Raw genomic sequence first — 24,896 nt, forward strand, 5'->3', positions numbered from 1 at the left:
GTGTGCGTGACCCACGTCGATCCCACCACCGCACTGCCGATCGCGGCCGCCGTGGACGACGCGGACAGCGTGATCGACGTCCTCGACCTCCTCGCGCTGTCGGCGTTCGTCGCCGGCAGCCAGCCCTACGCCCGCACCCGCCACCTGTCCAACCTCCGCCGCGAGGCGACCCTCCTGCCGGAGGGCGCCACCGTCCTGCGCGAGGCGTTCGACGACGACGACGTCTGCACGCTCGCCGCCGGCGACGGCTGGACGCTGCGCGCCACCCGCTGGAAGCACGGCCGCCGGGCCAACGTCACCGTCACCGCCGTCACCGCGGACCTCGCCGACAGCGTCATCGCCGGCGCCGTCGACGGGGCCACCGAGCCGCCGCCGCCCGCCGACGAGTCCGTGTCGATCGGCTTCTGGCACTCCGGCAAGCACGGCCCGCAGCGCACCCCGCGCCGGATCACCGCGGAGCCGTGGGACGCGGTGCGCGGCAACTACGCCACGAAGACCGCCGAGGCCCTCGACCGCCTGATGGCGACGACCGCCGAGCAGGTCACCGGCCGGATGATCCTGCTGCACGGCCCGCCCGGCACCGGCAAGACCACACTGCTGCGGACCCTGGCGAAGCAGTGGCGCGACTGGTGCCAGGTCGACTGCGTGCTCGACCCGGAGCGGTTGTTCGCCGACCCCGCGTACCTCATGGACACCGCCCTCGGCGAGGACGACGACCGCGCCCCGAAATGGCGGCTGCTGCTGCTCGAGGACTGCGACGAGCTGATCCGCGGCGAGGCCAAGCAGGCCACCGGCCAGGCGCTGTCGCGGCTGCTCAACCTCACCGACGGCCTGCTCGGCCAGGGCCGCGACGTGCTGGTCGCGATCACCACCAACGAGGACGTCGCGCAACTGCACCCGGCCGTGGTGCGTCCCGGCCGCTGCCTGGCCCAGCTGCACGTGGCGCCGCTGCCGTTCACCGAGGCCGTGGCCTGGCTCGGCACCCCGGTGGGCATCGGCCCGGACGGCGCGACGCTCGCCGAGCTGTACGCGTTGCGTGACGGCTCCCCGCGCCTCACCGTCACCGACGACGAACCGCCCCGGGTGGGCCTCTACCTGTGACCCGTCAGCCGAGGGTCACGTCGGCGGTCGGGGTCAGCGACGGGTCGCAGCGCACGACGACGCGGACCTCCCGGCCGTCGGTCTTGAACGTCACCCGGTATTCGACGGCGGGCCCTGGCTGGGCGTCCTCGACGTGGAAGTCGAGCGCCGGCCTGAGGTAGTCGGCCCAGGCCATGCCAGCGTCGCAGCGGGCGACGATGTCGCCGCCCGGGGTGCGCAGGACCCGGGCGGAGCCCGGTGACGGTGACGGGGACGGGGAAGCGGTGGGGGCGGCGGCGGAGCGGTCACCGTCCGTGGCGGCCAGCAGCGCCGACCGGACGGCGTCCACCTTGCCGATGCCGAACGCGCTCAGTGCCGCCGTGCACATGGTCCAGGCGCCGATCGCGAACACCCACCGTCCACCTCGCATGGGGGGCGCCCTGCCCGGGAGGTGGGGAAGCACACCGGACCTTGGGGGAGTCCCGGGAGGAGATCCCGGGGGAGATCCGCGCCCCGAGGGCCGGCCGGGTTTGGGACGGCGACGACCTTGTTGGTGACTTCCCCGCCTGTGTGTCCGTATCATGCCCGAGACGCGCCACCCCCCTGTCGACGCGACCCACGAGGATCACATGAAGTCCCGCACGTGGAGAATCCGCACGTGGTCGATCCGCGCCAAGATCGTCACCCTGCTGCTCCCGCCACTGCTGTCGCTCGTCGTGCTGTGGATCTTCGCGACCAGCCTGACGTCCAGCGCCGTGGTCGAGCTGTTCGACGCCCAGACCTACTACGAGCTGGCCGCCGAGCCGGCCGAGACGGTGACGGTCGAGCTGCAGCGGGAGCGGAAGCTGTCGCTGGTGTACCTGGGGTCCGGCCGGGCCGAGGGGAAGCCGGAGGCGGCGCTGCTGGCCGAGCAGCGGCGTAAGACCGACGCCGCCCTCGGCAACTTCCGGACCCTCGCGTCCAAGGCCGAGACCCGGGAGGCGATGCCCGAGGCCGCCAAGGGCCGCCTCGGCGAGATCATGGTGGCGCTCGACGGGATCGTGTCGGGACGGTCGGGGATCTCGCTCGGGCAGGTCGACCGGTCCGGCGCGATGGAGATCTACAACGGCCCGATCGACGCGATCTACCGGTGGTACAACTCGCTGCCCGGCGTCGGTGACGCGCAGCTGGGCAAGGACGCCCGCACCAACATCGCGATGAGCCGGGCCCGGGAGCTGCTCGCCCGGGAGGACTCGCTGGTCAACGGCGCCGCCGCGGCGGGCAAGTTCATCCGCACCGAGGCCGCCGACCTGATCGCGATGATCGGCGCGAAGCGCAACGCGTACGCGGAACAGTCGGCGGAGCTGCCCGCGGCGGTGCAGCAGACGTACCGGGACATCGTCGCCGGCGACCCGCACCAGAAGCTGACCGACTTCGAGAACAAGATCATCTCCGAGGCGAAGCCGAACGGGGCCGTCCCGGTCGACATCGCCGTCTGGCGGGACGCCTACGACAAACTCGCCGAGCAGCTGCGCAAGCTGGACCTGCAGTACGGCGACACCATCCTCGTGCGGGCCGAGCCGGTCGCCGTCGGCATCATCGTGCGGCTGGTCCTCGCCGCGGTCCTGGGGCTGCTCGCGATCGCGGTCTCGGTCATCCTGTCGATCCGGATCGGCCGGTCGCTGATCAACCGGCTGACGGGCCTGCGGCAGGACGCGCAGAGCCTCGCCGACCAGCGGCTGCCCGCACTCGTCGGCCGGCTGCGACGCGGCGAGGAGTTCGACCTGGCGGAGGCGGCGCCACCGCTGGAATACGGCACGGACGAGATCGGCAAGGTGGGCAACGCGTTCAGCGCCGTGCAGCGCACCGCCATCGAGTCCGCGGCGCACGAGGCGCAGCTGCGGCGCGGCCTCAACGAGGTCTTCCTCAACATCGCCCGCCGCAGCCAGACGCTGCTGCACCGGCAGCTGGCACTGCTGGACCGCATGGAGCGGCGCACCGGCGACCCGGAGGAGCTGGAGGACCTGTTCCGGGTCGACCACCTCGCGACCCGCATGCGCCGGCACGCCGAGGACCTGGTCATCCTGGCCGGCGCGACACCGGGCCGCGGCTGGCGCAACCCGGTGCCGATGGTCGACGTGGTCCGCGGCGCGGTCTCCGAGGTCGAGGACTACGCACGGGTCGGCTTCCTCACGCTGCCCGAGGCGTCGCTGGTCGGCCGGGCCGTCGCCGACGTCATCCACCTCCTCGCCGAGGTCATCGAGAACGCGACGTCGTACTCGCCGCCGCACACCCGGGTGCAGATCAGCGGGCAGCTGGTGCCGAACGGCTTCGCGATCGAGATCGAGGACCGCGGTCTCGGCATGGCCCCCGAGGCGATCGACGAGGCCAACCAGCGGCTGCTGCACCCGCCGGACTTCGACCCGGCCAACAGCGCCCGGCTGGGCCTGTTCGTGGTGGCGCTGCTCGCGGCCCGCCACGGCGTCCGGGTCACGCTGCGGTCCTCGCCGTACGGTGGCGTGACCGCGGTCGTGCTGATCCCGCCGCACCTGATCGCCGGCGCGACGCCGGAGCTGACCGCGTCGACACCGTCCGAGCTGGCCTCAGAGCTGGCCTCAGAACTGGCCTCAGAGCTGGCCACCGGGCTGGTTCCTGGGCTGGCCACCGGGCCGGCTTCCGGGTCGGCTGCAGGGCGGGCGGCCGAACTGGACGGGTCCGCGTCGGAGCACGCCGTCGAGCCGGCCGAACGGGTCGTCGCCGACGTGCTGGAGATGGTGCCGGCGCAGACCCGCGGGTCTCACCGCCGGCCCGACATCGAGGCGGAGGTGCTGCCGTCATTGCCGCCACCGCGGGAGCCCGCGGAACCGGTACACCCGCGGCAACCAGAACCGGAAGATCTGACCGATGACGGGTTGCCAAAACGGCGCCGGCAGGCGAGCCTTGCCCCGCAGCTGCGGGAGCGGCCGGAGGACGAGCACACGGTCGACGGCGTGCCGGCGGCCCAGTTCGCGGCCGCCACCGCGACGGGTGTCAGGTCGCCGGAGCAGACCCGCGCGATGATGACGTCGCTGCAGGCAGGGTTCACCCGGGGGCGCCGGGAAGCGGCGCTCACCGACGATCAACCCACACTGGAAAGGGACGCATAGGTGGCACAATCGACGAGTCGCACCGGCAAGCTCGACTGGCTCCTCGACGATCTCGTCGATCGGGTCGAGTCGGCGCAGCACGCCGTGGTGCTCTCCGCCGACGGGCTGCTCATGGGCGCGTCCACGGGTCTCGGCCGCGACGACGCCGAGCACCTGTCGGCGGTGGCTTCAGGGTTTCAGAGCCTGGCCCGCAGCGCCGGCCGGCACTTCAACGGCGGTGCCGTCCGGCAGACGATCGTGGAGATGGACGACGCGTTCCTGTTCGTCACCGCCGCGGGGCAAGGTGCCTGCCTGGCGGTGCTGAGCGCGGCGGACTCCGACATCGGCGTGATCGCCTACGAGATGGCGATGCTGGTGACCCGGGTCGGGCAGTACCTCACCGCACCGTCACGAACGGGCGCACCCACCGATGCCGCGGGGTGAGCACGACTGGCTCGACTCCGACGCCGGGCCGGTGGTGCGCCCCTACGCCGTGACCGGAGGGCGGGCCAAACCCGTCGTCGGCGGCTTCGACCTGGTGGCGTTCGTCGTCAACGCCTCCGACGGTGCCGGGCCACGGCACCTGCAGCCCGAGCACTACGCGATCCTGGCCCGCACCCGCGAGCCGGTCACGGTCGCGGAACTCGCCTCACACCTCGATCTCGCGCTCGGCGTGGTGCGCGTGCTGCTGGGCGACCTGCTCCAGCAGGGTCTGATCGAGATGCACGAACCGGTGTACGAACAGTCCGTCGGGCCGCAGCGGCCCGACGATCGCATCCTCAAGGCGGTTGTCAATGGTCTCCGATCGCTCTGACGGGCACATCCCGCTGGCGGTGAAGATCCTCATCGCCGGGGGGTTCGGCGTCGGCAAGACCACGCTGGTCAGCGCGGTCAGCGAGATCCGTCCCCTCCAGACGGAGGAGGTGCTCACCAACGCCGGCGTCGGCATCGACGACGTCAACGGCGTGGAGGGCAAGACCACCACGACGGTGGCGATGGACTTCGGCCGGATCAGCATCAACGACGACATCGTGCTCTACCTCTTCGGTACCCCCGGGCAGGACCGATTCTGGTTCCTGTGGGACGAGCTCGCGCTGGGCGCGCTGGGCGCGGTCGTGCTCGCCGACACCCGGCGGCTCACCGACTGCTTCCCGTCGGTGGACTACTTCGAGCGGCGCAACACGCCGTTCCTGGTCGCCGTCAACTGCTTCGACGGCGTGCAGAAGCACACCGCGGAAGCGGTCCGCAAGGCCCTGGACCTCGACCCGGACGTGCCGGTCGTGCTCTGCGACGCCCGGGACCGGCGCTCGATCAAGGGCGTGCTCATCGCCCTCGTCGAGCACGTGATGACGATCAAGCAGCCACCGGCACTCGAGCCAGCGCGGCGGCCTGGGTTCTGATCTCCGGCACGGCCGTCGTCTCCCACCAGGCGCCCCGGCGGGTCGGGCCGATCGCAAGGATGCGGTCGTCCGGCTCGCCGTCGCGCCCGATGAGCCGGCCACGGCCGTCGACGTCCAGGCCGGTGCCGGTCGGGTCGCGGCGGGCCAGGCCGTCGTCCAGCAGCGCCCTGCCCAGGGTGCTGGTGGCCGCGCCGCCGGGGCCGGTGCAGTTGACGATCGCGCCGACCGGCCAGCTCTCGTCCTTGTGCCTGAACCGCAGCGTGACGACGAACCCACGCTCACCGCGGCGGATGGAGTGGATCGCCGCCGCGTGGGTGAAGAGGGCGCCGCTGTCGCGCAGCGCCGCCACCCGCGAGGCGACCGTCGGCGCCATCCGGTGCCGGTGGACCTCCCAGTACGCCGCGACGTGCTGCAGGAACCTGCGCCGGGCGTCCACCGACAGCTGCCACCACAGCCGGTCGATCTGGGGCCGCAGGGTGTCCACCGCGCAGCGCCAGTCGGGTTCGGTCGCCGCGTACCGCCGGACCGCGCGCAGCAACCCACGGGCGTCGCTGCCGTCGTAGGCGAACGTCCCGACGGCCCTCGGCTGGATCTCCAGATGCGACTGGGGGAGCAGCCCGCGGCGCGACACCGCGTGCAGCGGCGCCCGGCGCCCCCGGTTGCTCAGCGACATCGCCACATCGAGGGCGGTGAGGCCGGTGCCGATCAGCAGCACCGGCACGTCGCCCGGCACCCGGTCCAGCGCGCCTGGCGTCCACGGGTTTCCCACATAGTAGGGATGCGTCCGTACCGCCGACGTGATCGACAGCGGACCGGCCGGGGCGCCATGGCCGAGGGCGAGCACGACCCGGTCGGCGGCCACCGCCTCCCCGCCGCGCAGGACCACCCGCACCTCGTCCTGGTGGGCGACCAGGCGGATCGCCACGCCGCGCACGTGCTCGAAGTCGGCGGTCCCCAGCCGGTCGTGCAGGTAGCCGCCGAAGACCGCACGGGGCGCGAAGTCCGCCGGGCCGATGGAGAGCCCCTGCTCCCGGCACCAGTCGACGAAGTCGGTGGGCGCGTCGGCGAGGGCGCTCATCGCCGCCGCCCGCGAGTTGAGCAGATGCGTCGGGTCGGTGGTCCGGTAGGCCGCGCCGCGACCGAGCGCGTCCGCCGGCGCCGGGTCGACGAGCACGACGCGCTCCTCGGGTGCGCTGACATGGATCGTCGTCAGCGCGCCGCTACAGCCTCCGCCCACGACCACTGTGGTTCGCATAGCAACCCCTAATTTCTATCTACCCGGTAGGTTTTAACTGTACTAGGTGCGGGCGGCGGCGTGTAGAACCCAGATCCTCCGGGCATGTCGGGTCTGAGGGCCTAGGAGGTGCACCGATGTCGATATTCCGCACCAAGTCGATCGAACAGTCACTGCGGGACACGGACGAACCGGGCAGAGGACTGCGCAAGAACCTGTCGGCTTTCCACCTCACCGTCTTCGGGGTGGGCGTCATCATCGGCACGGGGATCTTCGTCCTGACCGGCCAGCAGGCCGCCCGCAACGCCGGCCCCGCGATCGTGCTGTCCTTCGCCCTGGCCGGCATCGTGTGCGCCCTCGCCGCCCTCTGCTACGCCGAGTTCGCCTCCAGCGTGCCGGTGGCCGGCTCCGCCTACACGTTCTCGTACGCCACCCTCGGGCAGTTCGTCGCCTGGATCATCGGCTGGGACCTGTGCCTGGAGCTCGCGCTCGGCGCCGCCGTCGTCTCCCGCGGCTGGTCAGCCTACCTGCAGGAGCTCTTCGACCTGCCCACCTGGCTGGCCGGCGACGCGGCACGGCCCGACCTCGGCGCCGCGTTCATCGTCGCCGCCCTCACCATCGTGTCGATCATGGGCGCGAAGCTGTCCGGCCGCGTCACCGGCGTCCTGGTCGTCGTCAAGGTCGCCGTCGTCGTGTTCGTCATCGGCCTCGGGCTGTTCTTCATCAAGGCCGCCAACTACACGCCGTTCATCCCCGCCGCTACGCCCTCGGAGAAGGCCGGCGGCGGCGACGCGCCGCTGCTGCAGGTCCTCGCCGGGATCACCCCGCAGCACTTCGGCTGGTTCGGCATCGTCGCCGCCGCGTCCATCGTGTTCTTCGCCTACATCGGCTTCGACGTCGTCGCCACCACCGCCGAGGAGACCCGCAACCCGCAGCGGGACGTCCCGTGGGGCATCATCGGCTCGCTCATCATCTGCGGCGTGCTGTACATGGCGACCGCCTTCGTCGTCACGGGCATGGTCCCCTTCGAACAGCTCGACACCGCCGCGCCGCTCGCCAAGGCCTTCGACCTCGTCGGGCAGGGCTGGGCCGCCGACATCATCTCCCTCGGCGCTGTGTGCGGCATCACCTCGGTCATCCTGGTGCTGCTGCTCGGGCAGTCCCGGGTGACGTTCGCGATGGCCCGCGACGGGCTGCTGCCGCCGGTCCTCGCGCGTGTGCACCCGCGGTACGGCACGCCGTGGGTCATGTCGACCATCACCGGGGTCGTCGTCGCGGTGCTCGCCGCGTTCGTGCCGCTGTCCGAGCTCTCCGAGCTGACCAGCATCGGGACGCTGTTCGCGTTCGTGGTCGTGTCGATCGGCGTCGTCGTCCTGCGCAGGACCCGGCCCGACCTGCCGCGGGCGTTCCGGGTGCCGGGGGTGCCGTGGCTGCCGGCGTTGAGCGTCCTGGCCAGCGTGTGGCTGATGCTCAACCTGCCGGTGATCACGTGGGCGCGGTTCCTGATCTGGATGGCCGCCGGTCTGGTGCTCTACTTCGTGTACGGCATGCGCCGAGCGAACCTGGCCATCGACAGCGCTTCCGCCGCAGGCGACGCGCGACCTGATGGACCGGCGGACCGGTCGTCGTAGGGAGTCCGGCGCCGCCGGGTCTTCGCACACCCACCCGCACGTGTCCCGGGTGGCGCCGGGCTCGCCGGTGCTGGAAAGGTGACACGCATGAGCGACTTCGGCCTGCAGTCCGACTTCGGTGCGGACTTCGATCCAGACGACCTCAGCGTGTCCGACTTCGCCGACCCGCACGCCGTGTTCGGCGCCGAACACGGCGTGGAGGCCGGTCTCGAACCCGCCGCCGCGACCGGCGACACCGGGTCCGACACCGGCTCGCAGGCGCCGCCGTCCACCGAAGGGCTGCAGACCGCCGGCTACGACAGCGACGGTGACGGCATCGCCGACGTCCTGCTCGCCGACGAGAACCACGACGGTGTGACCGACATCGCCATGTGGGACACCAACGGCGACGGCCTCATCGACCAGGTCGCCTACGACCAGGACCACGACGGCCGGATCGACCTGATCTACCACGACGACGACTTCGACGGCGAGGTCGACCGCGTCGAGACCGCCGACGGCTCGCAGGAGATCCCTGGGTACACCTCGAACTAACGCAGCCCGGCGCGGACCTTCCGCATCTGCTTCGCATACTGGCGGCGGCCCACCGTGCGCCACAGGATCCGCGCCGGCACGGGCAGGTGCGACAGGAACCGCGCCGTCTCGTCCGGCGTCGCCTCCTCCAGCAGCGCGCCCAGCATGAACAGCAGCTTGTCCTTCGGCGTGTGCGACCGCCCCGTCTCGCCGAGCTCCGCCCACTCCGCGACCGTGATGTGCTCCGACACCAGCGGCAGCACCGAGCGCTCCTCCTCGTCGAGGTGCACGAGCAGGTCCCGGCGGTGCTCGTCCATCGCCTCGGCGAGCCCGTCCCGGGCACTCGCCGACGCGTCCCGCTCCCAGGTGGCGAGGCGGCCCATCACCGTGTGCAACCCCTTGGCGACGACGTCGTGCTGTTGCTCCATCCGCAGCACCAGGTCCGCGTCGAGGTCGACCCGGGCGAGGAGCTTCGGCCACAGCAACGCGTCCTCGGTGGTGTGGTGCGAGTGCAGGCCCTTGTCGTACTCGCGGACCATGCCGGCCAGGAAACGGGCCCGCTCCACGTCGCCGGGCCGCACGCCCCGGACGAGTTCGGGCAGCAGCCGCGACTCGCGCCGGAACACGCGGTGCACGACGATCATCTCCTGGACCCACGGACGCTCGACGGTGGTGGTCATATCGGTCGCTCCTCAAATCAGCTCGGTTCAGCAGTGGATTCAAGGTGCGGGGACTGTCTTGTAGCGGTCTTGGAAGGCGCTTGTGGGCGGCTACGATGACGCGCGTCATGCTGATGCGGGTGCTCGGACCGTTCGCGGTCGACGTCAACGGCGGTGCGGCCGACCTCGGCGGCCCCCGCCAGCGCGCCGTGCTCGCGCTCCTGCTGTCCGCCGGCGGCGAGGTCGTCTCCGTCGACCGGATGATCGACGACCTGTGGCGCGGCGAGGCACCCCCGCGCGCGATCGCGTCGCTGCAGGCGTACGTGTCCAACCTGCGCCGCGTCCTCGAACCCGGCCGCGAGCGCCGCGCCCCGGCCCGCCTCCTGGTCAGCGCGCCGCCCGGCTATGCGATCCGGGTGCCGCCCGACGCCGTGGACGCCTGGCGTTTCGAGTCCCTGCTCGCCGACGCCCGCGCGGTCCACGCCGGCGCGCCGGGCCAGGCCAGGCTGCTGCTGCGCGGCGCGCTCGAGCTGTGGCAGGGCGGCGCTTACGCCGAGTTCGCCGAGGAGTCCTGGGCTCAGCCCGAGGCCGCCCGGCTCGAAGAGCTCCGCATGGTCGCCCGTGAACTGCTCCTCGACGTGGCGCTGCGCACCGGCGGCGCCGCCGAGGCCGTCCCGGAGGCGGCGCTGCTGACCCGCCAGGCCCCGCTGCGCGAGGAGGGCTGGCGGCTGCTCGCCCTCGCCCTGTGGAGCACGGGCCGCCAGGCCGACGCCCTGGCCGCGCTGCGCCGCGCCCGCGGCATCCTCGCCGAGGACCTGGGCCTGGACCCTGGCCCGGCCCTCGTCGAACTGGAGTCCGCGATCCTCGCCCAGCGCGTCGAGCTCCTGGACAACCTGCGCCGCGGCGAGGTCTCGGGCACCCCGCGCGGCGGCGAGGTCTCGGGCACCCCGCGCGGCGGTGCGGTCTCCGGCGGTGCGGTGCCCGGCACCCTGCGCGGCGGTGGCGAGATCTCCGGCATCCCGCGCGGCGGTGCGGTCTCCGGCACCCTGCGGGGCGGCGAGGTCTCGGGCACCCTGCCCCGCGGACCGGCGATCGGCGAGCACGGCCCTCGCGAGCACGGCCCTCGCGAGCACGGCCCTCGATTCGACGAGGGCAGGGCCCCGGCGGCTGCAAATTCCCCGGCGGCTGCGGATTCCCTGGCGGCCGGCGGGTGGAGCGCGACGCCGGGCGAGCAGAACGTAGAGCCGGACGAGCTGAAAAAGCCGGACGGGCTGAGCGAGCGGAGCACGGAGCCGGGCGAGTGGAGCAACAATCCCTCGGCGGCGGGCGGCAGCTCTATCACCACGCTACCTCAGCCGACCAAGTCGATCTCCGACGTCGTCACCCTCCGCAGTTTACCCAGTAGGCAGGCGTGGGACGCGAACCCGGAGGTGTTCGTCGGGCGGGGGCAGGAGCTGGCGACGCTGTCCGCCGCCGCGGCTGAGGCGGTGCCGAGCGGGCCGCGGATCGTGCTGCTCAGCGGTGAGGCGGGGGTCGGGAAGACGAGTCTGCTCACCCGGTTCCGGCAGGGCCTCGTCGACGAGGGCTGGCTCGTCGTCGTCGGGCGGTGTCCCGAGGTCGACGGCGCGCCGCCCGCGTGGGCGTGGGTGGAGGCGCTGCGGCAGCTCGCCGCGGAGGTGCAGCCCGGTGACCTCGGCCCGGCGCTCGCGCCGCTGCTCGACGACGCCGGCGCCGGGCACAGCGACGGCAACGACGTGGCCGCCGGGCGGTTCCGGTTGCATCAGGCCGTGCGCGCCTGGCTGAAGCAGGCCGCCGCGCGGGGGCCTGTCGCGATCGTGCTCGACGACCTGCACGCCGCCGACGCCGAGACGTTGCTGCTGCTGGCCAGCGCGGCGGAGCTCACCGACGCGCGGGTGCTGCTGGTCGCCGCGTACCGGCCCGCCGACAACCGGGAGCGGCTCGACGGGGCGCTGGCCGCGCTCGCCCGGCGGTCGCCGGCCCGGGTCCATCTCGACGGGCTCGGCGCGGAGGACGTGCAGCGGCTCGTCGGCGCCGACGTCGACGCCGGGACGGTCGCGGCGCTCGCCGAGCGTACCGGCGGAAACCCCTTCTATCTGAAGGAGTCCGCGCGGCTGCTGGCGTCGGAAGGGGCGCTCGTCGCCACGTCGGAGGTGCCGGAAGGCGTGCGGGACGTGCTGCGCCGCCGGCTGTCGCGGCTGCCGCAGGCGGCCGTCGCGGTGCTGCGGCTCGCCGCCGTCGTGGGACGCGAGGCCGACGTGGAGACGCTCGTCGGGGCCGCCGACGCCGACGAGGGTGCCGTCCTGGACGCGCTCGAGGCCGGGCTCATCGCGGGGCTGCTGACGGAGCCGGCGCCGGGACGGGTCAGGTTCGTGCACGGGCTGGTGCGCGACACGATGTACACGGACCTGTCGCAGCTGCGCCGCACCCGGATGCACGCGAGGGTCGCCGCCTGCACGCGGCGGCTGCGGCCCGACGACTACCCGGCGCTCGCCCATCACTACGCGCGGGCCGCCTCGTCGGACACGGCGGCACTCGCCGTCGACTACGCGGTGCGGGCCGCCGAGCTCGCCGAGCGGCGCTACGCGTACGACGCCGCCATCGAGCTCCTCGCCGGCGCCGTGCAGACCGCGGAGACCGTCGCGGGGGACCGGGACCAGCTGCGCGTCGACCTGCTCGGCCGGCTCCTGCGGGCGCAGGCGCGCGCCGGTGCGGTGGCGCAGGCGCGGCAGACCCGCGACCGGGCCCTCGACGTGGCCGTCGCCAGCGGGCGGGAGGAGCTGCTGATCGCGGCGTTCACCGCGTGGAACGTGCCGACGCCGTGGCAGATCCGCACGTACGGCGTGATCGACCACCGCGTCGTCGACCTGCTCTCACGGCTGCTGCGCAAACCCGACCTCGACCCGGCGGCCAGGGTGCGGCTCCTCGACGCGCTCACCATGGAGCTCGACGGCGAGGACGATCCGCGGGGACCCGCCGCCGGCGTCGAGGCCCACGAGCTCGCCCCTGCCGTCGCGGATCCGGCGGTACAGGCGCTGGGGCTGGTCGCCAGGGCCAGGACGATGCGCTACGACCTGGCGGCCGAGGAGCGTGCCACGGTCGGCGTGCGGCTGAGCGGGCTCGCCCGGGCGCACGGCATGGTCGCCTACGAATGGGTCGCCGAGCAGATCCTCACCAACTGCGCGGCCGTGCGCAACGAGGCCGCCGACGTCCGGGCCCGGGTCGCCCGGCAGGGTGTGCTCGCCGACGCGTACCAGCTGCCGGAACCCCAGGCGATCATCCTCAGTGCCCGGGCGACCCTCGCGCACGTCGCCGGCGACTACGCCGAGTCGCAGCGCCTCTACGACGAGACGCTCGCCGTCATGCGCCGGCAGGGGTCGTTGCACGCCGACGGCTACCACTTCTTCGCCACCGCGAGCCTGCTCATCAGCCAGGGCCGGCTCGGTGAGCACCTGGCGCGGACCCGCGCGACGCGGGACGCGCTCGGCCCGGTCGCCGACGACGCGCTCGCCCTCGCGCTGGTGCACGCGGGCCGGATCGACGAGGCGCGGTCGGTCGCGATCGGCGTCCACGAGCACCGCCCCGACTACTTCCGGTCCGCGCTCCTGGCGGTGCGCGGGCTCGCGGCCGTCGCGCTCGGCCGCGCCGACCTGGCGCCCGCCGTCATCGGCGAGCTGCTGCCGGTCCGCACGCAGATCGCGGGGATGAGCAGCACCTCGATCGCGATGCGGCCGGTCGCGTACGTCCTCGGCCGCCTGTACGCGCTGCTGGGCGACCGCGACCGGGCACGGGAACATTACGAGCTGGCCCGCGATGTGGCGGCCGCGTGGGACGCCGCTCACTGGGTCGGCGACGCGGAAGCCGGGCTCGCCGAACTCTGACCGTCCACAGTCGACGGACCCCGGCGGGTGACCCGCTCGCACCAGGCCAGCAGCGCGACGGCGGCGAGCGCGAACCCGGCGTTGCCCCACCAGCGCACGGGGTCCCCGGGGTCCATCAGCCACGTCAGGACGAAACCGAGCCAGGCGTACGTCAGCAGCACCCCACCGGCGAACGCGACGTGATGACCCTGGGTCCACTGTGGACGCCGGGCGAGGGCGGAGACGACCACGGCGGCCAGGAGCAGCAGCGCCGCGCCCATCCAGACGCCGGTCCAGCTCTCCGGGCGCGCCACGAACACCCCCGACAGGACGAACCCGCCGGCGCCGGCCAGCCACGGCCGGGGCACCCAGCCGCCGGGCAGGGCGGGGCCGCACGCGGTGGGGCGGCGGGTCACGAAGGCTGCCGCCACCAGCAGCGCCGCGACCACGGCCGCGCCCGTCCGCTGCGCCGGGGTGGCGAGGAACCCCTCCGACTCGTACAGCTCCCGGAATATGATCCACAGGCCCCACACGTACAGCAGCAGCGTCCCGACGAGACCGGCGCGGCCCAGCCAGGGTGTGGTGCGCCGGGCCGGCGTCAGGTGCTCCACCACCGCGATCGGCAGCGCGATGCTCCACACCGCGTGCCCGGTCACGAACGACATCGTGTTCAGCGCGCTGATCCCCAGCGCCGGGACCGGTGTCACCGCCTGGAAGTCGTGGCCCTCGAACGACGGGTTGAACAGCGCCTGGTCCGCCAGTCCCGCCTCGATCACGCCGTACGCCGCGCCGAGCAGCAGGATCGCGGGCCACCCGAATCCCGTGCGCCGCACCAGTTCCCGGATCAGCAGCGCACCGCCGCCGTACATCGGCACCAGGAACGCCCACGCGGGCAGCAGCCGGACCGAAAGATTGCCGAGCAGAAACTCGCCGGCGAACGGTGCCAGGACGAGCAGCCCGGCCACCGGCGCCATCCTGCGGATGAAAGCTCCCATGCCTTCGAGTCCACCGCCCGCGGGGCGCCGGGCCTACCGCCGAAAGTCGTTCAGCACCGTCACCTTCCGTGTGGATCAGGTCGAGGCGATCCGGATGACGGGTTTCCGGTGACGTACCAGGGCGCGGGGGTAGGAAGATGGGAGGATGGACGGCGACCACCTGCCCTACCCCGCCCGCCGGCGGATGTTCGCGGCCCGGGCCGTCGCCGGGGCCGCGGACGGCACACTCGGCGCGACCCTCACGGCGCTGCGCGGCGGTGACCGGCAGGCGCGCGAGACGGCGCTGTTCATGGCGCTCGTCGGGCGGGACCGGCAGGGGGTCCTCGCCGCGCTCACCGACGACGACCCGCGCATCCGGCTCGGCGCGCTGCTCGCCTGGGCCGGGGCCGCCGAGACCCCGGCGGAGCCCGTCGCCCGGCTCGTCGCGGACGCACCCTCGGACACGCGGGCCCGGCTGTACCGGCGGATCCGTGTCTGCCGGCGCACGGACCTCGCCGAGGCGCTCATCGACCCGGTCCGGGCCCGGTTCGGCGACGCCGAGGCCGCGGCGCTGCTCCCCGCGTGCGGCGAGGCGACCGTCGCCCGGCTGCTCCCGCAGCTGACCCACGCGCTCGGCGACCGGGCCGCCCTGACCCGGCGCTTCCCGCGCAACTGCCTCGAGCGGGCCGAGCTGGAGCTGGCGGAGCTGCCCGCCGCCACCCGCACCGCCTGGTGGGCGCGGCACGGGACCGGGGTCCTGGCCGCCGCGCCGGCGCTGCCGCACCGGGTCCTGGACCTCCTGGAGTCGTACGCGCCGGCCGGGACGCTGCCGGGGCCGCTGCGCGCCTACGGGGTGCTCGTCGTCGCCGACCCGCTGCGGGTCCTCGACCTGCTGACGGCGCCGTCGCGGGCGGCGTGGCTGCCGGGGGTGACGCTGCCGCGGGCGGTGCTGTCACGGCTGAGCCGCCTGCCGGTCGCCGGGCTGGCCGGCCTCGCGCTCCGGCTGCGCGGCAACGGTCCCGCGTTCGCGCGGCTGCTGGCCGCCGTGGCGCCCGGGGACCGGGCCGAGCTTTTCACCCGCGCGATGTCCGATGTGGACCGCTCCCGGTCGCTCCCGGTCGCCGCCGTGCACGGGCTGCTGCCCGACGCGCTGCGGGTGGCGGAGGCGCGGCGGGCGTGCGCACTCGAGGCGGTGCGGCAGAGCGAGCCGCTGACCCTGGCCTACACGGCGCACCTGCCGTGGGCGGAGGCGGAGGCGCCGCTGCTCGCCGCGACCCGCCGGGCCCGCGCCGAGGACCGCGTCGCCGCCTGGCAGCTGCTGATCCGGTGCGCGGCGCGCAGCAACGACCCCGCCGCCGTCCTCGCCGCGACGCACCACCTCCTGCGGCTGCGCAACGAGCAGGACCCCGTCCGGGCCGGCGCGCTGAGCAGCCTCGGCGAGGTGCGCCCGGCGCTGCTGCGGCCCGAGCTCGTCGAACCGCTCGAACAGGTCGTCGCCGACGTCGTGCACGCCCGGGACAGCTCACCGATGGCGTTGCACCAGCTCAGCCAGCTCGCGGTGACGGTGCTGCGGGAGCGGTTCGACTCGCCGGTCCTCGTCCGCTGGGCGCTGCACACGTTTCAGCGGGTCCTCGGCGACGACCGGGTGCCGCACCTCGGCGGCCTGGACCGCAGGCTGCGCCGGGGGCAGGAGACGCAGGCGTTCGAGGCGGTCCGCGGCTGGGTGCAGCTCGGCGCCGAACGCGCTCGCTTCGAGCCGCTCTTCGCCGTCACCCGGGCCCTCGGCAGACGGGCGTGGCGGCTGCCGGAGCTGCAGTCGATGCTGGAGCGCGCGACCCGCCGCGGCAACCTCGCCGACGTCACCCGCACCGCCGTCGGCCTGTGGCTCGCCGACCCGCGGCACCGCGCCGACCGGGTCGAGGCCGTGCTGCGCGAGGACCCGTCGGCGATCGCGCTGCCCGTCGTGTGGCGCGCCGTCTGCGCCCGCCGCGACGACCTGCTCGGCGCCGCCCTGACCGGCCCGCCACCGACCGGCCGCTTCGTGCCCACCGGCGTCCGCTGGGTGCCGCCGCGCGCGGTCCTCCCCGGGCGCTGGCTTCCCCGTCAGCAGCAGATGTACGCCGAACGCCAGGCCGACGTGGTCCGCGACCCGGGCGCGACCCCGCAGTCCCGCGCGACCGCCCTGCGCGACGCGGCCCCGATCCCCGTCCACGGCGAGGCGCTGCTGCTGCGGTGGGCCGACGCCGGGGACGTGCCCGTCGCGGAGGCGGCCCTGGCGGCGCTCGCCTGGACCGACCGCCCGGCGGCGGCGCTGCCGGTGCTGCTCGCCCACGCGGGCGACGACCGGGCCAGGGTCACGGTGGCCGCGCTGGGCCGGGCCGGCCGCTTCGCCCCGCCGTCGGCCCTGCTCGCCGCCCTCGGACCGCTCCTCGACCCGGCGCGGGGGAAGGTGACGGTGCGCAAGGAGGCGGTCCGGCTGCTCGCCGCGCGGTCGGTGCCGGGCGCGGCCGACGTGCTGTGGCGGCTGTGGCAGGACCCGGCACTGCACCGTGACGTCCGGGTCGCGGTCGTGTCCGCGGCCAGGCAGCGGGCCGAGGACCCGGGCATGTGGCGGATCCTGCGTGCCGCGTCGGCGGGTGGCGGCCGCGACGACGTCATGACGCTCCTCGCGGCCGACCTGTGGCTGGTGCCGGTGGGCCGCCGGGCGGAGTACGCGACCCTCGTCGCGGCCGCCGGCGCCGCTCCCGACCGGGCCGTGGCGGTGCGTGCCTGGGACGTGCTGCCGGTGTGGGCACCGTGGCTGGGGGACGTCACCGGCGCGGTCGTGGCGCGGCTGACCGACCTCGACGACCGGGTCGTCTGGCCCGCGGTCGTCCGCGCCGTGGTCGGCCTCGTCGCCGCCGGCCTCGGCGAAGCACCCCTGGTCGCCGCCGTTCATTCCCTCGCCGCCGCCGAAGCCGCCACGAACGTCGCCGCCGCCGCCGCCGAAACCGCCGCCGGTGCTGCCGTCGCCGGGGGCGGGGTCGCGGGAGGCGCAGGCATCGCAGGAGTAGGGGCCGCTGACGGGGGACAGGATCTGGCGGCGCGGCGGCGGGTCGAAGCGCTGGTCAGGGGGGTCAGTGGCTGGTCGGGGCGGGCCGCGGCCGACGCGCCCGGGCGGCGGGCCGTCGGGGCGGCCGGGCGGGCGTTGGCCACGGTGGACGGGTTCGTGACCGCGGCGGCGGCGCTGCTCACGGAGGCGGCCGACCTCGCCGACCCGGCCGGCCTCGACGAGGTCCGCGACCTGGTCGCCGACCGGCCGGTCCTCGCCGCCGAGCTGGCCGGACGGATCCGGCAACGGCTGGAGCAGGTCGTCGCCGAGCCGGAGACGCTCAGGCGGACGGCCGCCGCGCTCGCCGCCCGGGGAGGTCTCGTGGAGGGGCTGTTCGCACTCGCGTACACCGGCCGGGGCAGGAGCCTCGGGTGGCCGGTGCCGTGGCGGGCGGTCGTCGGGGAGCTGCGCCGTCACCAGGTCGCCGAGGTCCGCGACGCCGCGCTGGCCGTGTCGCTGGATCAATGAACATCCCGTTGCCGGACGACGTACACCTCGCGCGGGCCATCCCCGAAGCAGGCAGGTGTGCCGCACCATGTGCGGCGTGAGAGTTGCGCACTTCTGCGACAGCCACGCCGGCCGCTCCGACGGCGTGGCGATCTCCGTCGCGACGACCGTTGCCCTGCTCCGCGACGCCGGGCACGAGGTGCAGGTGTACCAGCCGGCGCCGCTGCTGCGCGGCCGGGCCGAGCCGTGCGGGGTCCGGTCGGTGCCGGTGCCGCTGCGCAACGTCCGCATCGGCGTGCCGCGCTTCCCCGGCATGCGGCGGGTTCCCGAGGTCGTGCACATCCACACGCAGGGACCGGTCGGCGTCGGCGGGCTGCGGTACGCGCGGGCCCACGACATCCCGGTCGTCATGACCTGGCACACCGATCTGCTCGCGTATTCGGCGCACTTCATGGAGATCCAGCTCGGGGCTGCGCACGCCGCGCAGCGCCTCCAGGTCGGCTGGACCGTGCGGGACTACCTGAAGCTGACCCGGCCCGGCACCGAGCGGCGGGCCCAGCTGGTGCGGGTCGGTCAGGAGTTCCTGGACCGCACCTCGATCCTCATCGCGCCGTCGGCGAAGACGGCGGCGAGCCTCGCCGAGTTCGAGCGGGTCCCTCCCGTGTGGACGGTGCCGACGTCGGTGGCGCTGCCCGACTGCCCGCTCGGCCGCGACGAGCTGCGCCGGTCGCTGCGCCTGCCGGCCGACGCGCCCGTGGTCCTCGCCGTCGGGCGGGCCACGAAGGAGAAGGACCCGCAGCTGCTCCTGGAGTCGTTCGCGCGGGTGCTGCGCCGGCTGCCGGACGCCCGCCTGGTGATGCTCGGGGTGCTGCAGCGCCGGCAGGCGGTCCTGCGGCTGGCCAGGCAGGCCGGGGTCGCGCACGCGTTGCGGCTGGTCCGGCCGGTGCCGCACGCGAGCATGGCCGCCTACTACCGGATGGCCGATGTCCTGGCGTTCGCGTCGACCACCGACACGCAAGGGCTCGTGCTGGTCGAGGCGGAGGCGCAGGGCCTGCCCGTCGTCCTCGCCGACGCGGCGCTCGCCGGGACGCACCGGCTGAGCACCGCGCCGGACGCCGGATCGTTCGCCGCCGCGCTCGTGCGGGTCCTGACGGATCCGCTGCTGCACCGCGAGGTGGCCGAGGCCGGCCGGGCCGCCGCCGGGGCGTATTCGACCCAGAACTACCTCGACCACCTGCTGCGGGTGTACGGAGCCGCCCAGCAGGCCGCTCAGGGTGCGGCCAGGGCCTCCGTCGGGGCGAGCCTGGCCGCCCGCACCGCGGGGTAGAGCCCGGCGACCGCGCCGATCACCAGCGTCGCGACGACACCGCCGGCGGTCGCCCACGGCGGCACGATCGCCGGCCAGCCGCGGGTGAGGGCGTACACCCCGGTCACCGCGACCCCGAGGAACACCCCGCCGACCCCGCCGAGCGCCGACAGCAGCAGCGACTCGGCGAGGAACTGCAGCAGGACCTGCCCGCGGGTGGCGCCCAGCGCCCGCCGCAGCCCGATCTCGGCGCGCCGCTCCAGGACCGAGATGACCATCGTGTTGGCCACCCCGACCCCGCCGACGAGCAGCGCGACGGCGCCGAGGCCGAGCAGCAGCCCGGTGAACGTCCTGTCCGTGGCCTGCCGGGCGGCGAGCGCGTCGGACGGCCGGGACACCCTGACCTCGCTGGGGCTCTGCGGGTTCGCGGTCGCGGCCAGGACCGCCCGGACCGCCTCGACCTGCTCGTCCCTGGACCTCGTGTAGACGGTCGTCGGGTGCCCGTCGAAGCCGAGGTACGTCTGCGCGGCCGGCCAGCCGACGAGGGCGGTCGCGTCGAGCTCCGGCGCGAGGGGCACCGGCTGGAGCACCCCGACGACCGTGAACCAGCGGCGGTCCAGGTACACCTGGACGCCGTCACCGGCCGTGTCGACGCCGAGCCGCCGGGCGGCCGCCGCGCCGAGGACGACCGCCGGATAGCGGGCCGTCGCCGCGTTGAGCCAGATCCCGTCGGCGAGCGCCGCGCCGACCGTCCGCGGCAGGTCCAGGTGCGCGGCCTGCACGCTGATCGCGCCGGTCTGCGCGACCGGGATGTGGTCGTTGCGGTAGACGTGGGCGCCGGGCACCTTGCCGGTCGCGGCGACCTCGGTGACCGGCCCGATCCGCGAGATCATCGTGACCGACTCGTCGGGCAGGGTCGCGTCGCCGCCGAACAGGTCGCTGCCGGGCGCGACGGTGAGCAGGTTGGTGCCGAGCGCGTCGAGCTGCCGGTCCAGCTCCGCCCGGCTGGAGGAGGAGATGCCGACGACGGCGGTCATCGCGGCGATGCCGATCGCGATGCCGAGCGCGGACAGGAACACCCGCATCGGCCTGGTCCGCAGCCCGGCGCTGCCGACCCGCAGCACGTCGCTGAGGTACAACCTGACCGGCTGCGGCGGCGCGGTCATGACGCCACCTCCGCCGCGCTGCGGCGTCGCCCTGAGCCGAATGCCCCGCTCATGTGACGACCTCCCCGTCGCGCATGACGACCTGCCGGGGCAGGGCCGCCGCGATCGCCTGGTCGTGGGTGATGACCAGGACGGTGGTGCCGGCGGCGTGCAGCTCCCGCAGCAGCTCGACGACGCCGGCGCCCGACGCGGAGTCGAGGTTGCCGGTCGGCTCGTCGGCGAGCAGCAGCGCGGGCCCGCCGACGACGGCGCGGGCGATCGCGACCCGCTGCCGCTCACCGCCGGACAGCTCGTGCGGCAGGTGGTCGAGCCGGTCAGCGAGCCCGACCCGCACCAGGGCCGCCTGCGCCTTCGCGCGCCGCTGCGCCCGCGACGGTCCCGCGTAGAGCAGGCCGTCGGCGACGTTGTCCAGCGCGCTCTGGCCGGGCGCGAGGTGGAACTGCTGGAAGACGAACCCGATCCGCCGGGCCCGCAGCGCGGACAGTTGCCGGTCGGTGAGCGCGGACACGTCATGGCCGTCGATGCGCACGGTGCCGGCCGACGGCCGGTCGAGCGTGCCGATCAGGTGCAGCATGGTCGACTTGCCGGAGCCCGACGGCCCGACGATCGCGACCATCTCCCCCGATCCGATCGACAGCGACACCTCCTTCACCGCCGTGACGCCGCCGGGGTACGACTTGCTGACGCCGTCCAGGGTGACCACCTCGGTCATGACGGCACCCCGACCTGGACGCCTTCGGCGATGCCGTCGCCGGTGACCTCGACCCGGCCGGCGGCGAACATGCCGAGCTCGACGGCGACGACCCGGCCGGCGCCGTTCTCGACGATCTGCAGCCCGTACCCGCCCTCGGCGAGCGCGAGCAGCGCCGACACCGGCACGGTCAGCACATGCTCCTTGCGCGAGGCGGTGAACCCGACCTCGACGGTGGCGTGCTCCAGGCCGGCGAACACGGTGCCCTCGGGGTCACCGTCGGGCGTGACGGTCACCTCCAGGCCGGTCTCCGCCGGGTTGTTGCCCTCGGCCGGGGTGATGACCGTCTGGACCCGCACGACCTTGCCGGGGACGGTTTTACCGGTGGGGAGCTTGACGGTGACCGCGGTGCCGACGACCGCGAGCCGCTGGTCGGACACCTCCAGGGTGACGGTGACGACCGGGCCGGTGCCGGTGCAGGTGAGCAGCGCCCCGCCGGCCGGGTCGCCGACGGCCGCCTTGCGCTCCTCGACGCGGACCGCGCCGGTGGCGTAGACGACCCGGCCGAGCTCGACCACGCCGGTCTTCGTCAGGCCCAGCTTGCCCTGCCACGCCTTGACCGCGGTCGCCGTCGAAGCGGTGTACTCGTCGTCGACGGTGAACCCCTTGTAGCCGAGCGCGGCGAGGTTCTCCTCGAACTGGCGGACGTCGGCGCCCTCCGTGCCGGGCGCCAGGGTGCGGTACGCGGGCAGGCCGCCGTACAGGAGCAGCACCGGCGCGTCGTCGACCCGGAACAACGACTGTCCACGCTGGACGGTCGAGCCCACCGCCGGCAGCTCGGTCAGCGTGCCGGAGAGGCGGCCCGCCACGGTGACCGGGTCGCCGTGGCCGAGCGTGCCGTCCTCGGTCTGGGTGTCGACGAGCGTCTGCCGGGTCACCTTCGTGGTCTTCGGCGGCGTCGCCGACCGGGTGCTCGCGTCGCTGCCCCGGTCGGGCAGCCCGAGCCCGGCCGCCGCGGCGGCGCCGACGGCCGCGACCACCGCGACCGTCACCACCACCCGACCGACCCGCGACCTCCGCCGACGGCTCACGCTCATGCTCATGCTCCGCCACCGCCGGTCTCGGTCTTCTGGGTCGTCGAGCCCTCGTCGCCGGAGCCGGGCCGCTTCGGCCGGAACTCCTGGCACGCCTGCTCCGCCTTCTTGAACGCCTCGCTGCCGGGGTCGAGCGCGCCGGCGGCGTTGCCGTCGATGCGGATGCCGCCGTCCTCGCCCGGGTCCGGGAAGTCCGGCAGGCCGTTCTCCCGCATGCACTGCGCGAACCTGCGCATCCGCTCCTGCATCTCCGGGTCGGCCTTCATCGGCTCGCCGCCGTTGGGCAGGAACTGCTTGCACTTCGCGTTGGCGGCGTCGACCTTGGCCTTGTCGGTGCCCTGCGGCAGCACCATCGAGACCGCGCCGCCGTCGATCTGCGGGTCGGGCATGTCGATGCCCTGTTCGCGCATGCACTGGGCATACCTGAGGAAGTTCTCCTGGTCCTTCACCGGGTCCGGCCGGCTCGTCCCGGCACCCGAGGCGGCGCTCGCCGTCGGTGTGCCGCCGGCGCTGGCCACCCCGTCGCCGCCGCCGGGCCGGGCGCACCCGGTGGCGGCGAGACCGAGGACGAGCAGCAGGCCGAGCGCGGACGCTGTCCTGACGCGCAACATCGTTCCTCCTGGCGGGCCGGGCACTCGCCGGCCACTGCGCCGAAGTCAAGCGGGCGGCGCGTCACCCGGCCGTAACCGGAAACGTTGACGCCGGCGTGACACCGCGACGCGGCACCATAGGGGGATGCGGATTCTGGTGGTCGAGGACGAGCCGCTGCTCGCCGAGACGGTCGCGCAGGGGCTGCGGCGCGACGCGCACGCGGTCGACGTCGTCCACGACGGCGGCGCCGCCCTGGAGCGCCTCGACGTCAACGACTACGACGTCGTCGTCCTCGACCGGGACCTGCCGGTCGTCCACGGCGACGACGTGTGCCGGTCCCTCGCCGCCCGTGACGGCGCGGCCCGGGTGCTGATGCTGACCGCCGCCGCCGACATCGACGACCGGGTCGCCGGGCTCGCCCTCGGCGCCGACGACTACCTGCCGAAGCCGTTCGCGTTCCGCGAGCTGTCGGCGCGGGTCGCCGCGCTCGGCCGGCGGGCGCGGGCCGCGGCGCCGCCCGTGCTGGAGCGCGCCGGGATCCGGCTCGACCCGCACCGCCGCGAGGTGTACCGCGACGGGCGGTACGTGCCGCTGTCCCGCAAGGAGTTCGCGGTCCTCACCGAGCTGCTGCGCGCCGACGGCGCCGCGGTCTCCGCCGAGCAGCTGCTGGAGAAGGCGTGGGACGAGCACGCGGACCCGTTCACCCACACGGTCCGGATGACGATCCTCAAGCTGCGCCGCAAGCTCGGCGACCCCCAGGTCGTGCTGACCGAGCCCGGCGTCGGCTACCGGGTGGCCTGACCGTGAACAGACTGACCATCCGAGCGCGGTTGACGCTGGTGTACGGCGGCCTCTTCCTCCTCGCCGGTCTGGTGCTGCTCGCCGTGTGCTACGCGCTGCTGTACCAGCGATTCAGCGGCAACGCGATCGTCACCAGCACCGTGCAGGGCCTTCCGTCGGGCGCCGCGGCACCGCCCGAAGGGCAGCTGTTCGTCAAACAGTTCAGGGACACCGTCGCCAGCGACACCCGCCAGGTGATGCTCACCCAGGGCGGCATCGCGCTCGGCGTCATCGCGCTCGCCGCGACCGCGTTCGGCTGGCTGATCGCCGGGCGGCTCCTCCAGCCGCTGCACCAGGTGACCGCGACCGCCCGCCGCATCGCCAACGCCCCCGACCGGGGGCTGCACGAGCGGATCGCGCTGCCCGGCCCGCACGACGAGGTCAAGGAGCTCGCCGACACGTTCGACCTGATGCTCGCCCGGCTCGACCAGGCGTTCGACGGCCAGCGGCGCTTCATCGCCAACGCCTCCCACGAGCTGCGGACCCCGCTGACGCTCAACCGGACGCTCCTGGAGGTCGCGATCGACCCCGACACCGCGTCCCCGGAGCTGCGGCAGCTCGGCGCGACCCTCCTCGCCGTCAACGCCCGCCACGAGCAGCTCATCGACGGCCTGCTCCTGCTCGCCAGGTCGGAGCGGGAGGTGACGGACCGCTCGTTCGTGGACCTCGCCGACATCGTCGAGCACGTCACGGCGCAGCTGTCACGCCCTTCCGGCAGCTCCCGGCTGTCACGCCCTTCCGGCAGCTCCCGGCTGTCACGCCCTTCCGGCAGCTCCCGGCTGCCACCGGCGAAGGCGGCCGTGGACTGCGCGCCGCAGGAGGCGCCCACGACCGGCAACGCGGTGCTCCTGGAACGGCTCGTGCACAACCTCGTCGAGAACGGGGTCCGGCACAACCTGCCCGGCGGCGGCTGGGTCCACGTCAGCTGCGGCACCCGGCCCGACGGGACCGTCGCGGTGACGGTGAGCAACACGGGTCCGGTCGTGCCGCGGTACGAGATCCCGCGCCTCTTCGAGCCGTTCCGGCGGTTAGGGCCCGAACGGGTCGCCGCCGGGGTGCCCGGCGCGGGTCTCGGCCTGTCGATCGTGCGGGCCGTCGCCCGCGCCCACGGCGGGCACGTCCGGGCGGAGCCCCGCGACGGCGGCGGCCTCGTGGTGACGGTGATCTTGCCTGTCGCACCGCTGACATAACTGGTCG

General features: G+C 74.4%; 20 protein-coding genes. 12 read left to right on the top strand and 8 right to left on the bottom strand.

Annotated elements, in window-relative coordinates:
• Positions 1–6 precede the first annotated feature (6 nt).
• Positions 7–1,101, top strand: a complete 1,095-nt coding sequence (locus ABZS58_RS29175; RefSeq protein ID WP_354786415.1) for a DUF5925 domain-containing protein — start codon at positions 7–9, stop codon at positions 1,099–1,101.
• A gap of 4 nt (positions 1,102–1,105) precedes the next feature.
• Here ABZS58_RS29175 and ABZS58_RS29180 read toward each other — a convergent pair whose 3' ends face one another.
• Entirely contained in the window at positions 1,106–1,492 is a 387-nt protein-coding gene (locus ABZS58_RS29180) for a hypothetical protein (protein WP_354786416.1), read from the bottom strand.
• A 217-nt stretch (positions 1,493–1,709) separates the two neighbouring features.
• On the opposite strand from ABZS58_RS29180, the gene ABZS58_RS29185 reads away from it, so the two are divergent.
• Genes ABZS58_RS29185 through ABZS58_RS29200 form a run of 4 tightly spaced genes read left to right on the top strand, consistent with a single transcriptional unit; the run spans position 1,710 to position 5,584 of the window.
• Entirely contained in the window at positions 1,710–4,205 is a 2,496-nt protein-coding gene (locus tag ABZS58_RS29185) for a nitrate- and nitrite sensing domain-containing protein (RefSeq protein WP_354786417.1), read from the top strand.
• On the top strand, positions 4,206–4,628 hold the full coding sequence (locus tag ABZS58_RS29190) for a roadblock/LC7 domain-containing protein (protein WP_354786418.1): 423 nt from the start codon (positions 4,206–4,208) through the stop codon (positions 4,626–4,628).
• Positions 4,615–4,998 (top strand): DUF742 domain-containing protein, encoded by a 384-nt coding sequence (locus ABZS58_RS29195; RefSeq protein ID WP_354786419.1) that lies wholly within the window; start codon positions 4,615–4,617, stop codon positions 4,996–4,998. The genes ABZS58_RS29190 and ABZS58_RS29195 overlap by 14 nt, the downstream gene beginning before the upstream one ends.
• Complete coding sequence (locus ABZS58_RS29200) at positions 4,979–5,584, top strand: ATP/GTP-binding protein (protein ID WP_354786420.1); 606 nt, start codon at positions 4,979–4,981, stop codon at positions 5,582–5,584. The genes ABZS58_RS29195 and ABZS58_RS29200 overlap by 20 nt, the downstream gene beginning before the upstream one ends.
• Here the strand turns inward: ABZS58_RS29200 and ABZS58_RS29205 are convergent.
• Complete coding sequence (locus ABZS58_RS29205) at positions 5,538–6,839, bottom strand: FAD/NAD(P)-binding protein (RefSeq protein WP_354786421.1); 1,302 nt, start codon at positions 6,837–6,839, stop codon at positions 5,538–5,540. The genes ABZS58_RS29200 and ABZS58_RS29205 overlap by 47 nt on opposite strands.
• A gap of 116 nt (positions 6,840–6,955) precedes the next feature.
• On the opposite strand from ABZS58_RS29205, the gene ABZS58_RS29210 reads away from it, so the two are divergent.
• Both ABZS58_RS29210 and ABZS58_RS29215 read left to right on the top strand, forming a co-directional pair.
• The gene (locus tag ABZS58_RS29210; protein WP_354786422.1) at positions 6,956–8,449 is read left to right on the top strand and encodes an amino acid permease; all 1,494 of its coding nucleotides are present in this window, start codon (positions 6,956–6,958) and stop codon (positions 8,447–8,449) included.
• Between the two features lie 87 nt (positions 8,450–8,536).
• Entirely contained in the window at positions 8,537–8,983 is a 447-nt protein-coding gene (locus tag ABZS58_RS29215; protein ID WP_354786423.1) for a hypothetical protein, read from the top strand.
• Here ABZS58_RS29215 and ABZS58_RS29220 read toward each other — a convergent pair.
• On the bottom strand, positions 8,980–9,642 hold the full coding sequence (locus ABZS58_RS29220; RefSeq protein ID WP_354786424.1) for a hemerythrin domain-containing protein: 663 nt from the start codon (positions 9,640–9,642) through the stop codon (positions 8,980–8,982). The genes ABZS58_RS29215 and ABZS58_RS29220 overlap by 4 nt on opposite strands.
• A gap of 107 nt (positions 9,643–9,749) precedes the next feature.
• Here ABZS58_RS29220 and ABZS58_RS29225 point away from each other — a divergent pair, with 107 nt between their 5' ends.
• Positions 9,750–13,520, top strand: a complete 3,771-nt coding sequence (locus ABZS58_RS29225) for a BTAD domain-containing putative transcriptional regulator (RefSeq protein WP_354786425.1) — start codon at positions 9,750–9,752, stop codon at positions 13,518–13,520.
• Here ABZS58_RS29225 and ABZS58_RS29230 read toward each other — a convergent pair.
• Positions 13,478–14,494, bottom strand: a complete 1,017-nt coding sequence (locus tag ABZS58_RS29230; protein ID WP_354786426.1) for a hypothetical protein — start codon at positions 14,492–14,494, stop codon at positions 13,478–13,480. The genes ABZS58_RS29225 and ABZS58_RS29230 overlap by 43 nt on opposite strands.
• 145 nt (positions 14,495–14,639) lie before the next feature.
• On the opposite strand from ABZS58_RS29230, the gene ABZS58_RS29235 reads away from it, so the two are divergent.
• Both ABZS58_RS29235 and ABZS58_RS29240 read left to right on the top strand, forming a co-directional pair.
• On the top strand, positions 14,640–18,032 hold the full coding sequence (locus ABZS58_RS29235) for a hypothetical protein (protein WP_354786427.1): 3,393 nt from the start codon (positions 14,640–14,642) through the stop codon (positions 18,030–18,032).
• Positions 18,033–18,108: 76 nt separating this feature from the next.
• On the top strand, positions 18,109–19,338 hold the full coding sequence (locus tag ABZS58_RS29240; protein ID WP_354786428.1) for a glycosyltransferase: 1,230 nt from the start codon (positions 18,109–18,111) through the stop codon (positions 19,336–19,338).
• Here the strand turns inward: ABZS58_RS29240 and ABZS58_RS29245 are convergent.
• The 4 genes from ABZS58_RS29245 to ABZS58_RS29260 are packed head-to-tail and all read right to left on the bottom strand — an operon-like array spanning position 19,281 to position 22,879.
• Positions 19,281–20,483: an ABC transporter permease gene (locus ABZS58_RS29245; RefSeq protein ID WP_354786429.1), complete on the bottom strand. Its 1,203-nt coding sequence runs from the start codon at positions 20,481–20,483 to the stop codon at positions 19,281–19,283. The genes ABZS58_RS29240 and ABZS58_RS29245 overlap by 58 nt on opposite strands.
• Positions 20,484–20,532: 49 nt before the next feature.
• Positions 20,533–21,195, bottom strand: coding sequence for an ABC transporter ATP-binding protein (locus tag ABZS58_RS29250; RefSeq protein WP_354786430.1), 663 nt, complete (start codon positions 21,193–21,195; stop codon positions 20,533–20,535).
• Entirely contained in the window at positions 21,192–22,271 is a 1,080-nt protein-coding gene (locus ABZS58_RS29255) for a peptidoglycan-binding protein (protein ID WP_354786431.1), read from the bottom strand. The genes ABZS58_RS29250 and ABZS58_RS29255 overlap by 4 nt, the downstream gene beginning before the upstream one ends.
• A 2-nt stretch (positions 22,272–22,273) precedes the next feature.
• Entirely contained in the window at positions 22,274–22,879 is a 606-nt protein-coding gene (locus ABZS58_RS29260) for a hypothetical protein (RefSeq protein WP_354786432.1), read from the bottom strand.
• Between the two features lie 124 nt (positions 22,880–23,003).
• Here ABZS58_RS29260 and ABZS58_RS29265 point away from each other — a divergent pair, with 124 nt between their 5' ends.
• Positions 23,004–23,660, top strand: a complete 657-nt coding sequence (locus ABZS58_RS29265; protein WP_354786433.1) for a response regulator transcription factor — start codon at positions 23,004–23,006, stop codon at positions 23,658–23,660.
• 2 nt (positions 23,661–23,662) lie between these two features.
• Positions 23,663–24,889 carry a HAMP domain-containing sensor histidine kinase gene (locus ABZS58_RS29270; RefSeq protein ID WP_354786434.1) on the top strand — a complete coding sequence of 409 codons (1,227 nt, stop codon included), beginning with the start codon at positions 23,663–23,665 and terminating at the stop codon, positions 24,887–24,889.
• Positions 24,890–24,896: the final 7 nt, after the last annotated feature.

Origin of the sequence: Dactylosporangium sp. NPDC005555 (assembly GCF_040605635.1) — a bacterium.
In the GTDB taxonomy this organism is placed as follows: domain Bacteria; phylum Actinomycetota; class Actinomycetes; order Mycobacteriales; family Micromonosporaceae; genus Dactylosporangium.